The sequence below is a fragment of the Mobilitalea sibirica genome (assembly GCF_015999265.1).
Classification (GTDB): Bacteria; Bacillota; Clostridia; order Lachnospirales; family Lachnospiraceae; genus Mobilitalea; species Mobilitalea sibirica.
Map to the genome: position 1 here is coordinate 304,251 of NZ_JAEAGR010000001.1, position 14,057 is coordinate 318,307.

At 36.7% G+C, this 14,057-nt stretch carries 11 protein-coding genes and 1 pseudogene; 11 read left to right on the plus strand and 1 reads right to left on the minus strand.

The features are described 5' to 3' along the window. Positions 1–219: 219 nt before the first annotated feature. The 6 genes and pseudogenes from I5677_RS01260 to I5677_RS01285 all read left to right on the plus strand — a co-directional run bounded on the left by I5677_RS01260 (position 220) and on the right by I5677_RS01285 (position 5,466). On the plus strand, positions 220–819 hold the full coding sequence (locus I5677_RS01260) for a nitroreductase family protein (RefSeq protein WP_197659737.1): 600 nt from the start codon (positions 220–222) through the stop codon (positions 817–819). A gap of 461 nt (positions 820–1,280) precedes the next feature. Further along, entirely contained in the window at positions 1,281–1,766 is a 486-nt protein-coding gene (locus tag I5677_RS01265; protein WP_197659738.1) for a methylated-DNA--[protein]-cysteine S-methyltransferase, read from the plus strand. A gap of 3 nt (positions 1,767–1,769) precedes the next feature. Beyond that, positions 1,770–3,533 carry a M3 family oligoendopeptidase gene (locus tag I5677_RS01270; protein WP_197659739.1) on the plus strand — a complete coding sequence of 588 codons (1,764 nt, stop codon included), beginning with the start codon at positions 1,770–1,772 and terminating at the stop codon, positions 3,531–3,533. A gap of 4 nt (positions 3,534–3,537) precedes the next feature. Next, on the plus strand, positions 3,538–4,656 hold the full coding sequence (locus I5677_RS01275; RefSeq protein ID WP_243456456.1) for a PTS transporter subunit EIIC: 1,119 nt from the start codon (positions 3,538–3,540) through the stop codon (positions 4,654–4,656). 190 nt (positions 4,657–4,846) lie between these two features. Next, a pseudogene (locus tag I5677_RS01280) lies at positions 4,847–5,019 on the plus strand (IS1595 family transposase); the annotation flags it as partial. A 237-nt stretch (positions 5,020–5,256) separates the two neighbouring features. Continuing rightward, entirely contained in the window at positions 5,257–5,466 is a 210-nt protein-coding gene (locus I5677_RS01285) for a hypothetical protein (protein WP_197659740.1), read from the plus strand. Between the two features lie 171 nt (positions 5,467–5,637). Here the strand turns inward: I5677_RS01285 and I5677_RS01290 are convergent, their stop codons facing one another. After that, positions 5,638–6,507, minus strand: a complete 870-nt coding sequence (locus I5677_RS01290; RefSeq protein WP_197659741.1) for a DegV family protein — start codon at positions 6,505–6,507, stop codon at positions 5,638–5,640. 671 nt (positions 6,508–7,178) lie between these two features. Here I5677_RS01290 and scfA point away from each other — a divergent pair. From scfA to I5677_RS01315, 5 genes are all read left to right on the plus strand, one after another. Continuing rightward, positions 7,179–7,319 carry a six-cysteine ranthipeptide SCIFF gene (gene scfA, locus I5677_RS01295; protein WP_197659742.1) on the plus strand — a complete coding sequence of 47 codons (141 nt, stop codon included), beginning with the start codon at positions 7,179–7,181 and terminating at the stop codon, positions 7,317–7,319. 252 nt (positions 7,320–7,571) lie between these two features. Then, positions 7,572–9,002, plus strand: coding sequence for a thioether cross-link-forming SCIFF peptide maturase (gene scfB / locus I5677_RS01300; protein WP_197659743.1), 1,431 nt, complete (start codon positions 7,572–7,574; stop codon positions 9,000–9,002). Positions 9,003–9,161: 159 nt separating this feature from the next. Further along, on the plus strand, positions 9,162–11,309 hold the full coding sequence (gene secD, locus I5677_RS01305; RefSeq protein ID WP_197659744.1) for a protein translocase subunit SecD: 2,148 nt from the start codon (positions 9,162–9,164) through the stop codon (positions 11,307–11,309). 248 nt (positions 11,310–11,557) lie between these two features. Then, positions 11,558–13,312 carry a single-stranded-DNA-specific exonuclease RecJ gene (gene recJ, locus I5677_RS01310; protein WP_197659745.1) on the plus strand — a complete coding sequence of 585 codons (1,755 nt, stop codon included), beginning with the start codon at positions 11,558–11,560 and terminating at the stop codon, positions 13,310–13,312. Positions 13,313–13,502: 190 nt separating this feature from the next. Beyond that, complete coding sequence (locus tag I5677_RS01315) at positions 13,503–14,027, plus strand: adenine phosphoribosyltransferase (RefSeq protein ID WP_197659861.1); 525 nt, start codon at positions 13,503–13,505, stop codon at positions 14,025–14,027. Positions 14,028–14,057: the final 30 nt, after the last annotated feature.

Below are 14,057 nucleotides of genomic sequence, written 5' to 3' on the forward strand. Positions count from 1 at the left end.
AGTATTAAATTAAATTGTAAACAATATAAATATTAGAATATAGTTTTAGATAATTAAACCTAGGAATATATTATATCTGATTTCCGGAATTTATTCTTTAAGACATATTCTTACGATATAGCTTATCAAATACGGTTATAGCAGTGAGGCTATAGAGGATAACAGAAGGTTAGAAGCGAATAAAACAAGTTTGTATAAAAAGAAAGGAAGGTGTGTTTTATGAATAACAATTTTAAACAGATAATTGAAAATAGAAGGTCAATCTATGCCATCGCGAAAGCATCCCCTATTTCGGACGAAGAGATAAGGCATATTGTAGAACATGCTGTAAAATATGTACCCTCCTCATTTAATTCCCAAAGTGCCAGAGTTGTTCTTCTTATCGGAGATCAACATGATAAATTATGGGAGATTACTAGGGAAGCTTTGCGTAAAATTGTTCCCGAGGGCAGTTTTGATCAAACGGATAAAAAGATTGATTCCTTTAAAAACGGCTATGGAACTGTGATGTTTTTTGAAGATCAGGAAGTTGTGGAAGGATTACAAAAGCAGTTTGAACTCTATAAGGATAACTTTCCTATATGGTCACTACAATCCTCCGGTATGCTTCAGTACGTAATATGGGCCTCCTTGGAGGAAGAGGGATTAGGAGCTTCCTTACAGCATTATAATCCACTTATTGATGAACAGGTAAAAAATGAATGGAACCTGCCTAAGCATTGGAAATTACTGGCACAGATGCCTTTTGGGAAACCGATAGCCGCACCGGAAGATAAGGATTTTTTACCGTTGGAAGATAGGGTAAAGGTATATAAATAATATTATTTATTTGGGTTGGTTAACCTATAATTTCAAGGGGCCATATATGGTTAAGCTATTGTACAGCATAAAATTTTAGTTGAAGAATAAGTTGAAATGTACATCTTGGGAAAGGTTGAAAACGTTTGACATATTATATGTTTGTTGGTATATTTAACATGTAATCAACCATTTGATTGTTTCATAAAAAGGTGCATTAGATATCAATGAATAAACTTATAATTACGTAATGCTATCTTGTTTTGCTGTATATAATTTAGGTAGATGTAAGAGAGCATAAATCAGAATGAAGGAGAATACTACTTATATGGCATTCGATTGCTGGAGAGTGGTATTCTTTTTGCTGATAAAACAAGTAGTTATAAAAGTATATGATAAATACATAGTAAGCAAGATTTATTAAAAAGACAAGTAAGAAGCTGGTCATTCACTCATATGAATAAGAAGAGGAGGTGGTTTGGTTGAATTGTACATTTTATTATAATACCAAGATAGGGAAGATAAGAATTACAGAGGACGGTGCAGGTATCACACAAGTATCTCTTGTCGGTGATACAGAGAACGTGAAAGATACTTTAGAGTATAAATTACGAGAGACTGATAATATTAAAAATGCAGCATCTCAGTTAATGCAATATCTTGAAGGCACAAGAAAAGAGTTTACGATACCGCTTCACCCACAAGGTACCATATTTCAACTGAAGGTATGGGAAGCTCTAAGGTCAATCCCTTACGGTGAGACCCGGACTTATAAGCAGATTGCAGAAATGATTGGTAATCCAAAAGCATCTCGAGCGGTTGGAATGGCAAACCATAATAATCCTATTATGTGTATGATACCATGCCATCGGGTGATTGGTGCGAATGGAAGTCTAACTGGATATGCAGGAGGACTTGATATAAAAGAGAAATTATTAGAATTGGAAGGTTCCAAGGAAAGGAAGTAGGTTATGAACAAAGAATGGTCATTGGATGTACTATACAAAGGATATGAGGATGAAAAATATAAGAAAGATTGGGAAGAGTTAAAAAACCTTACAAAAGAAATTACCAGATTTAGTGAAGGGTTAAAGGAGACACCTGAAGAGGAAACGGCGCTTATAAAGGCTATTGAGTATATGGAGCAGTATCAGGTGCTTGGCTGTAAACTAAGCTTCTACATTATGTTAAGACAATCTGTGAACACCACTGACAGCCAAACAGTCAATGAACTGAATGCTGTAGAAAAAATGTTAAGCTTATCTTCAAAACCGATGGCAGCTATCCATAAATTTATTGCAGGGATTGAACATATGGATACCTATATGGAAAAGCATGCGAAATTAAAGGCATATAAATTCTTCATTTCAGAGATAAAAAAAGAAGCAAAGCATCTGTTAAGTGATGAAGTGGAAGAAGTAATTGCGAAATTAAATATATCTGCCGGCTCAGCTTGGAGCAGTATGCAAAGCTTTTTAACCTCTACTCTTGAGGTAGAATACCGGGGAGAAGTGATTACCCTACCTGAGGTTCGTAACTTGGCTTATTCGGATGATGCTTCCGTGAGAAAAGATGCTTATTATGCAGAACTACAATCCTATGAAAAGATTAAGGATGCCATAAGCTATTCTCTTAATAATATTAAGACTCAGGTAAACACCATATGTGAATTCCGAGGATATGAATCCCCTTTGGCTATGACTCTGCAGCAATCGAAAATGAAGAAAGAGACCTTAGATGCAATGCTGGAAGCGATTAGAGAGTATTTACCTGTATTCCACAAGTATTTAAAACACAAAGCAAGGCTTCTGGGGTATCACAGCGGTCTTCCCTGGTTTGATATGTTCGCTCCTATGGGAGAAAGTAATACAAAATTTAGTGTAGAGGATTCAAAAGAGTATCTGGTGAAGCATTTCCGTGGCTTTGCAGATGATTTAGCTGACATGGTAGAAGAGGCCTTCGATAATGAATGGATTGACTTTTATCCGAAGAAAGGTAAAGTGGGCGGTGCCTTCTGCGAAAACATGCCCTTTGTGAAGCAAAGCCGAATTCTATCAAACTTTACCGGAACCTTAAAGGATGTAGTAACCTTAGCCCATGAACTGGGGCATGCATATCATGGAATGAACATTCAGGAACATCTACCTCTTAACGTGGATTATAGCATGCCGGTGGCGGAGACAGCGTCTACCTTTAATGAAGCGATTATCATGGAGGCAGCCATTAAAGAGACCGACGGCAGTGAAAGAATAGCATTAATTGAAAGTCAGTTACAGGATGTAACACAGATTATCTGTGATATTTATTCCAGATTTTTATTTGAAAGTGCTGTCTTTGAGAAAAGTAAGACTGGATTTTTATTTGCGGATGAGCTGAAAGAAATAATGCTATCAGCTCAGAAGGAAGCTTACGGAGATGGACTTGATCATGAATATCTACATCCTTATATGTGGGTGCTAAAAGGACATTATTATTCTGAAAATTTAAGCTTTTATAATTTCCCTTATGCCTTTGGCGGTTTATTTGCCAGAGGATTATATGAAAAATATAAAGTTGAGGGAGAAGAATTCATTCCTAAATACAGAGCTTTATTAAATGCAACTACGGTAATGGATGTTGAGGGTGCTGCGAAAGAAGCTGACATTAATCTGGAGGAGCCACAGTTTTGGAGAAGTAGCTTAAAGACGATTGAAAATCTCGTAGAAGAATTTATATCTGCGACAGAAAGGAAATAATCATTTGACATCACAGCAGAATAAGAATGTTTTTAATAAAATTATAGATACTATATCGGGTATCTTTATACCAATCCTTAATGTTCTGATGGCAGCAGCTTTATTAAAGGGAATCCTTACCTTAGTTGTTAACGGTGGTATTCTATCAGAGACAGATGGAACTTATCGAATACTATATGCCATAGCTGATGCATTCTTTTATTATCTTCCGGTTTTTCTGGCATATACGGCATCGGTTAAGCTGAAAGCAGATGCGTTTACCTCAGTCATGATTGCAGTGGCACTGGTTCATCCTGATATTACAGCTGTTTTTGAGAAGGGGTTAGGGCTTGATTTCTTAGGGTTACCTGTCAGCTCTGTTACCTACCCCTCCGGTGTGATACCGATTATTCTAGCAGTGGGACTATTGCATTATGTAGAGATACCCTTAGAGAGATACCTTCCAAGGGCGGTGAAAGGCTTTTTAAAACCGATGATAGCGGTCTTAATCGTAGTTCCTGTTACGTTTTTGGTGTTTGGACCATTCGGAACCTTTATCGGGGATGTTTTAGCAAAATCTTTCCATACCTTATATAATTTCAGTCCCATAGTTGCCGGAGCAATCTTTGGATTGATTTGGCAGCCTATGGTGGTATTCGGTTTCCAGTGGGGTCTAGTTCCGGTTATCTTAAGTAATATCAGTGCCTATGGGGTAGATACCATTTTGCCGCTTCTAGGACCTGCCGTCCTTGGACAGGCAGGCGCAGCGATGGCAGTTAGCTTCATGACAAAAAATAAAAGAATGAAGACGATTGCTTTCTCCGGTTCCATAACAGCAATTCTTGGAGTAACTGAGCCGGTACTTTATGGCGTAACCATACCACTGAAACGCCCGATGGTGGCAGCCTGTATCGCAGGGGCGATTGGTGGAGGTATCGTAGGAACATCAAGTGCGGGAGCAGTCTCCTTTGCATTTCCATCCATGGTATCCTTAGTGGTTTATTTTGGAGAGGGTTTCTGGACCTTCTTCTTTGCCTGTATCCTTGGATTTATTATCGGATTTTTATTAACCTGGATATTTCGATTTAAGGATATCGAACAGATTTTAGATAAAGCGAATGAAGAGAGCATTGCTACAGGTTAGATAAGTTGGTTATCTGAATCTTAACAGAAGATATATATATATTAATAAAAAGGTGTTTTAAAGAAACATGAATAGAATAAATGTTTCTTTAAAACACCTTTTATCATATTCCGAACTCTATTGGTTTTTTACGAATAGAACTATCAGCAAAGAGTTGCATATGCCTATCGTCAAACCTTTGTACGTATAAAACGATTATGTCAGATTTTTCAAAAGCAATAAAATCATTTAATACAGCTAAAATTGGGCAAAGAAAAAGGCATTTACAACACACAAAAAATCAACAACTACCATTCGATGTTATTTATGAATACCTTTAATGCTGTATCAACAAAACATCTCAATAACTACCTTGTTTGGCACACTTAGTTTGATATGAGGATATAAAAATACTTAATATCAATAGTTACTGTAACAGAGTCAATGAAAATAAGTGGAAACCAAGGATTATAAATCCAATGATAATAGAGGAAAACTTATGAATAACACATAAATCTGAGAAACTTTCAAATAATATAATATGAGAGAGATTTATTGATGAGACAATAGGTTGATTTTTATGAGTAAGGAACCGAAATATAGATTGAAAGGAGTATAATTATGAGTTTGGTTAATTTAAATAACGAAATTCCCGAAGGCCTGGGATTTCGACTGGCATTGGATATGAAAGCTATGACTAATTTTGTTAACCTTTCAGATGATAAGAAGCAGGAGCTGGTAAATTATATAAAAGGATCAACGTCAGGGGATGAAGCTAAAAATCGTGTCACAGAAGTAGTTAGCAATCTGCATAACGGATCTTTCCGTTAAAATGAATTTAATTGAAAATTTCATAGAAAGAAATAAAAAAATGAATAGCTATTTGATATTGAACAACCTTTTACAATAACGGATGAAACACACAGTGCGAATTTCTCAGAAATTAAAAAAGTCCGTTTCATAGAACACAACCTTTTGTTTTACGAAACGGACGATACTTTATTATCTTGTATTACCCATAAAGAATAAGGCTACGGTTCCGGGACCGGCATGGGCTCCGATCGTAGGACTGATGAAATTAATCATAACATTCTGAATTCCAATTCTCTCTTTTATTAATTCTGCTACATATTCTGCATCTTCCACACAATCACCATGACTGATGAATACAATATCATTCTTATCTATAAAGCCTTCCAACCGTTTCTCCATATTATCTACCAAAGAGATTAAGGCTTTTTTTCTTCCTCTTACATTGACTAGCGGAATCAGGCGTCCTTCGTCGTTCACATGTAATATCGGTTTTACATTAATTAAAGTTCCGATAATTGCAGATGTCTTAGATACCCTGCCACCCCGATGGAGATGATGTAGATCATCTACCGTAAAGACATGGCATAGATTTAATTTATTCTGTTCAAGCCAATCAGCAATTTCATCTAAAGATTTACCGTTTTCTTTTAACTGAACGGCCTTATGGACAAGAAGTCCTTCACCCATAGAGGCACACAGAGAATCAACAACTATAATTTTTGCATCAGGATTTTCTTCACATAGCTCTCTGGCAACGGTTGCAGCTATGGAGCAACTTCCGCTTAAGGGAGAAGAGAAAGCAATATGTAAAATATCATATCCCTCATCAATTAATTCTTTGAAAATCTCATTTGCTGTTTCTGGATTAACGGCCATGGTGGTGGGCATAGCGCCGCCACGCATTTTATCATAAAACTCCTTAGGCTCCAGTTCGTTTTTATCACCATAAACCACCCCATTAAAGTTATAATATAAAGGAAGCAGCCTAATGTTATATTTAACTAGATAATCATGAGGTAAATCGCAGGTAGTATCTGTAGTAATAATAAAGTTCTTCATTTTATTACACCAACCTTTCTAAAGAAAATTTAATTATTTATTAAATATTTTTATAGTGATGTAGTTTTGATAACGATATGATATATTATATCATGCCGTACCTTATCATTTCAATACCATATACCAAAAATATCATTTATTTCATAATAATAGAATTGCAAAAAACTCTTTTCTTATGCATATACATATGATATAATATCCACGAAATAGCAGATTAGTCCATGAAAGCTAGGATGTTTTCGTGTTCGCACGAGAAAACATCATGGATTTTATGGATAAGTGCAACGTGAACGAGATTACGCAGTAATCGAGTTCCTAATCTGCGTATGTAGAACTATACATAAGTAGACGTCCATAAAAGCTAGGATGTTTTCGTGCTCGCACGAGAAAACATCATGGATTTTATGGATAAGTGCAACGTGAACGAGATTACGCAGTAATCGAGTTCCTAATCTGCGTATGTAGAACTATACATAAGTAGACGTCCATGAAAGCTAGGATGTTTCCGTGCTTGCACGAGAAAACATCATGGATAAGTGTAATGGTGAGCAACGAATCCTACGGATTCGTCTGAAAACGAAGTTTTCGAGCTCCTAATCTGCGTATGTAGAACTATACATAGGCAGGTGTTATTCCTAATCTGCGTTAGTGTAATCAAGGGAGGCAAAAGAATGAAACATATCAAGACTTTAAACACAAGAAACCTGAAAGAAACTATGAAAAAGGGTGGTTGTGGCGAATGTCAGACATCATGTCAATCAGCATGTAAGACATCCTGTACAGTCGGCAATCAAAGCTGCGAAAATAAATAAAACTGTACATAAGCACATTTAGATTTTGTAATTATATTCACACCACTAAGATAAGAGAATATCGCTGGTTGAAGAGTGCTAAGTAACACCCGTCAGACATGTAAGCTCTTGTGGTAATAAACTAGGTTGATGATTGAACTCATCATGATTTGTGGGGCTGCCTCAAAATATTTTTCTGCAAAATCACAGCTATTTTTGGGAAGATATTTTGAGACAGTCCCATTCGTTGTGAAGATTAGGGAGGAATGAACAGTGGTTCATCAGTTTAAAAATAATGGATACAATATCGTATTGGATGTAAACAGCGGTATGGTCCATGTTGTTGATGATTTGGCATATGATATCATCGCATTGTATGAAAATAATAATCAGGGAAGCATCATATCTGCCATGGTTGAAAAGTATACAAAGCCGGAGTATATGAAGCTTATAACTGCTAATGATAATAAAGAAGAGTTTACAGAAAATATAGAAGCTCTTGTCCGTCAGATCATGGAGGTAATGGAAGACATTGAACAGCTAAAGAAGGATGGAGCACTTTTTACGAAAGATTTATATGAGGATTATATCAGTGAGTTTAAGCAACGTTCTACGGTGGTGAAGGCCTTATGCCTACATATAGCCCATGATTGCAACCTTGCTTGCAGGTATTGCTTTGCTGAGGAGGGAGAATATCAGGGAGACCGATCCTTAATGAGCTATGAGGTCGGCAAACAGGCTTTGGATTTTCTTATAGCTAATTCGGGAAACAGGAGAAATCTGGAAGTTGATTTCTTTGGTGGCGAGCCGCTCATGAACTTTCAGGTGGTTAAGGATCTTGTAACCTACGGAAGGGAGCAGGAAAAACTTCATAATAAAAATTTCCGGTTTACACTGACTACCAATGGTATCCTTCTGGATGATGAGGTTATGGAATTTGCTAATCGGGAGATGAGTAATGTTGTTTTAAGTATTGACGGGCGTAAAGAAGTGAACGATAAAATGCGTCCTTCCAGGAACGGAAAAGGAAGTTATGAATTAATTCTTCCTAAATTTCAAAAACTAGCAGAAAGTAGGAAGCAAACTGATTATTATGTAAGAGGAACATTTACTGGGAACAATCTTGATTTTTCTGAAGATGTAAAACATCTGGCAGATTTGGGATTTAAACAAATATCAGTTGAACCGGTGGTTGCATTACCTGAGGAGAGGTATTCTATCAAAGAAGAGGATTTACCAATTTTATTTGAAGAGTATGATAAGTTAGCCAGATTAATGCTGGAGCGGGGAAGAGAAGGCAGAGGGTTTAACTTCTTTCATTTTATGTTGGATCTATCCGGTGGACCCTGTGTTGCAAAGCGTCTATCCGGCTGCGGTGCCGGAACAGAATACTTGGCAGTTACCCCTTGGGGAGATTTATATCCCTGCCATCAATTTGTCGGAAACACCGATTATTTAATGGGAAATGTATATGATGGTATCAAGAAGGAACAACTAAGAGAAGAGTTCAAGCAATGTAATGTTTATTCCAAGGATAAATGTCGAAGTTGTTTTGCTAAATTCTATTGTAGCGGTGGTTGCGCCGCAAATTCCTTTAAATTTCATGGTGATATCAATGATACTTATGATATCGGCTGTGAGCTTCAAAAAAAACGGGTTGAATGTGCGATCATGTTAAAAGCGGCCGGGATGGATGAAAATTAAGAATTTACTTCGATTTTATTGAATGATAAAATAGGTATAATACTTGATGATTACAGATATTAAATGCATATTTCGATATAAATTTGGACCGGCTAGTCTATAGAAAACCGGTATCACAATAAAGATAATTAATCAAGAGAATTCTAGGAGGAATTTTATATGAAAAACAAGGGTAAAAGTATCGGAAAGCTTCTACTGGTTTTTGTAGCTTTAGCTGCATTGATCTATATTGCGATATACGGTATTGGAGAGAAAAAAACCGGTAGCGCCTCCGATATAAAGCTGGGACTTGATCTTGCAGGCGGTGTAAGTATTACCTACGAGACGATAAAGGAAGAACCTACGAGCGAAGAATTAAGTGATACAATCTACAAAATGCAGATGAGAGTACAAAATTACAGTACAGAATCCATGGTTTATCAGGAAGGCGACAATCGTATTAATGTGGACATTCCCGGTGTTAAGGATGCCAATATGATATTACAGGAGCTTGGTAAAGCCGGTGCAATTCAATTTATTGATGAAGCCGGAAATATTGTAATCGAAGGCGCTGATATCGTGGATGCAAAACCTGACATCGTACAGAATGAATTAGGGTTTCAACAAAATGTTGTAGAACTAACTTTAAACGATGCTGGTAGGGAAAAATTTGCGAAAGCCACCGCAGCTAATATTAATAAAACCATAGCAATCGTATATGATGAACAGATCATCAGTGCACCTACAGTTACGGGTGTAATTGCAAATGGAGTAGCACATATCACAGGTCAAGATACGTTTGAAGAAGCAAGTAAATTAGCTTCCACCATCAGAATCGGAGCATTACCCTTGGAGTTAAGAGAATTACGTTCCAATGTAGTTGGAGCTAAGCTGGGTACAGAAGCGATTAATACCAGTTTAATGGCAGGTCTTATCGGTTTTATATTGGTTATCCTCTTTATGATTTTTTATTACCGTGTACCCGGACTTGCTTCTGCCATTGCGTTATTTATCTATGGGTCTCTCATTGTAATATTATTAAATGTATTTAATATTACCTTAACGCTACCGGGTATTGCAGGTATCTTATTATCGATCGGTATGGCGGTGGATGCCAATTGTATTATATTCTCAAGAATCAGAGAGGAAATGGCTACAGGAAAGACAGTACGTTCCTCTATTAAGATAGGTTTTAATAAAGCGTTATCTGCTATCATCGATGGTAATATTACTACGTTGATTGCCGCTGTAGTATTAGCATTGCTTGGTACCGGTACAGTGAAAGGTTTTGCCTACACGTTAGCACTTGGTATCGTATTATCGCTTTTCACTGCATTGGTAATCACCAGATTTATCCTGTCAGCCTTCTTTGGTTTAGGACTTAACAAAGAGGGTATGTATGGAACTCAAAAAGAGCGCAAACCAATTCCATTCCTGAAACATAAAATGAAAGTCTTTGTTGTATCTTCTCTATTAATTATAACCGGAATTGTAGCTATGGTTTTCCATCAGATCAATACCGGATCGGCTTTGGTGTATGGACTAGATTTCGTTGGTGGAACATCAACCGCAGTAACCTTTCCACAAAAGTTTGATCGCAGCCATAATGTAGAAATAGAACAGTTAGTCAGAGATGTAACCGGATATCCGAATGTTGAAACCTCTAAGGTAGAGGGAGAAAATACATTGATTATTCGTACCAGAGAGTTATCTGTGGATCAAAGAAAGGATTTAGAAGACAAGCTGGTAGAAAAATACGCGGTAGATCCCGAACTAATTCAGACAGAAGTAATTAGTGGTGCTATCAGTTCTGAGATGAGGCAGGATGCCGTGTTAGCGGTTGTAGTGGCGACCTTCGCTATGTTGCTTTATATTCTGTTCAGATTTAAGAACTTAAGTTTTGCCCTAGCTTCTGTAATACCATTGGTTCATGATGTATTAATCGTATTTATGGTATATGCGGTTGCAAGGATATCTATCGGAAGTACCTTCATTGCTTGTATGCTGACAATTGTCGGATATTCCATTAATGCAACCATTGTTATCTTTGACCGTATTCGTGAGAATATGGCACAGAAGTTAAATATGGAAACTGTCGAAGATGTGGTAAATAAAAGTATTACCCAGACCTTATCCAGAAGTATCAACACCTCTGTAACAACCCTTTTCATGGTTGTGATGTTATTTATTCTGGGTGTTGAAAGTGTTAAAGTATTCGCAGGGCCTTTAATGGCAGGTATCATTGTCGGAGGATACTCCTCCGTATTCCTTTCAGGAGCGCTTTGGAATATGTTTTATAAGAAATTTTCCTCATCAGCAAAAGAATGATAGAATCAAGTGAGGATGATATAAAAACATGTGAGTTGATATAAAACACATATGATAATCATTTTGGATACCCTAGTGAGAGATGTACTATAATCTCTCACTAAAGTTATTGTAACGCTTGCGATTACTATAAAAAACTGTTCTTATTAGGGCGAATATGGAATGCATAGATTTATCCAAGGACAGTGTTTTAAAATACCCCGAAACGATTTTGCAACAAGGACATAGGTATATTACGTGGAGGTTTCATGGAGTATTGGGTAATAAAAAATAAAAAAGCGGATTTTAAAAAAATCATGGAGCAGTGCAAGATAAGTGAAGTACTGGCGCGCTGTCTCGTTAATAAGGGATTGGAAGATTCGGAAGATATAGAAGCCTTTCTTAATCCTAATATGGATAAAATGCATGATGCTATGTTGATGAAAGACATGGAAAAGTCTTGTAGTATCTTGAAGGAAAAGATAAATAATCATCAAAAAATCCGTATTATCGGAGACTATGATGTGGACGGTGTGGTTTCAACCTATATGCTATATCGGACCTTACGTTTATTGGGGGCTGAGGTGGATTATGAAATACCGGATCGTATAAAAGACGGTTATGGAATTAACATTAACATGGTGGAGGCTGCTTATAAAGATGGAGTGGATACTATATTAACCTGTGACAACGGAATTGTGGCGCTGGAACAGGCTAGTCTGGCTAAAAAATACGGAATGACTGTAATTATTACCGACCATCATAGCCTAGTACAACTTGAGGATGAGATTTTACTACCTGAGGCAGATGCTATTATAAATCCGAAGCAACCTGATTGTACCTACCCTTTTAAGGGATTATGCGGTGCGGCAATTGCTTACAAATTAATCGTTGCACTACTTGACAGATATGAATGTCAAGATAAAGAGGATTATAAAATAGAATTATTGTCTTATACAGCGATAGCAACGGTCTGTGATGTAATGGACCTAGTAGATGAAAACCGTATTATCGTGAAATACGGACTTTCGTTATTAAAGAGAACCAAGAATAAAGGATTATCTGCATTGATGGATGCAGCCGGAATAGAGAAAGAGCAGCTGAATGTATTTCATCTTGGCTTCGTAATCGGTCCCTGTCTAAATGCTTCAGGAAGACTTGATACGGCAAAGAAGGGCTTGGAGCTTCTACTTTCTGAGAATGAAAATGAGGCGGTAGAGCTGGCAGCCGGTGTTCGCTCTTTAAATGATGTCCGTAAAGATATGACCTTGGACAATGTGGACAAGGCAATTAAATTAATTGAAAACAGTCCGCTTAAAGATGATAAGGTACTTGTGGTATATCTAAAGGATTGCCATGAAAGTTTAGCAGGAATTATCGCAGGAAGAGTAAAAGAACGATTTCATAAGCCAACGGTCGTTCTAACGGACGCGGAAGACTGCATAAAAGGTTCAGCAAGATCGATAGAGCAATATAATATGATTGAGGAACTATCAAAATGCAGGGATTTGATGCTTAAGGTCGGAGGGCATCCAATGGCCGCCGGACTATCGTTATTTCCTGAAAATATTGAGGTTTTAAGAAAATGTTTAAATGATAATACCATACTAACGGATGAAATGCTGGTACCGAAGGTTACCATTGATATCCATCTTCCATTCGGCTACATAACCGAGGCCTTAATAGAGGAATTAAAGATTTTAGAGCCTTTTGGAAAAGGAAATGAAAAACCCTTATTTGCTGAAAAGGATTTAAAGATTAAATCAGCTTTCATCATCGGCAAAAATTCCAGCGGAATTAAATTTCGTCTTGAAGATCAATATGGATGCGAAATGGAAGCCTTATATTTTGGGGATGTCAATCAGTTTTTTTCTTACATAAGTGATGCTTATGGGGTAGAAGAGGCAGATAAATTAAGAACCGGAAGAGGGTCAAAGATAAGGTTGATGATTACATATTTTCCAAGAATAAATGAATACAACGGTTTTAAAAGCATACAACTAATGATTCAAAATTACCGTTAATGTTGAATATGTTTTAAAAACAGAAAAAATTCATGGAAAATATTATGGAACTTTTTGAATTATTTGTTATATTTTGTAGAAATTAAATAACATATATGAAATACGCTTTTAAAAATTCATTGGTAGTGATATAATCATGTATAAAAGGCAATTGGATTACAAAAGCCTTTCAGAAAGGTATGGGTGTAAGATGAAGAAAATTGAAGACTATGTAAGAAGTATACCGGACTTTCCGGAACCGGGTATTATTTTTCGTGATGTAACCAGCGTTTTGCAGAGTAAGGATGGCCTAAAATTAGCAATTGATCAGATGCAGGCACTTCTTAAGGATGTAGAATTTGATGTAATCGCGGGTCCCGAATCGAGAGGTTTTATCTTTGGTGTCCCGATCGCATATAACTTAAATAAAGCATTTATTCCCGTACGGAAAAAAGGAAAATTACCTTGTGAGACCGTTTCTATGGAATATGATTTGGAATATGGAAAAGCGGTCATAGAGATGCATAAGGATGCCATAAAGCCGGGACAGAAGGTTGTAATTATAGATGATCTGATTGCGACGGGAGGTACCATCGAGGCGATTACGAAACTTATTGAGGAACTTGGGGGAGAAGTTATAAAAATAATCTTTTTAATGGAGTTAAAAGGTTTAAACGGACGAGCTAAACTTCAAGGTTATGATGTTGAGGCTGTAATAAAATATGAAGGTAAATAATGAAATAATTACATTATTTCATCTAGAAAT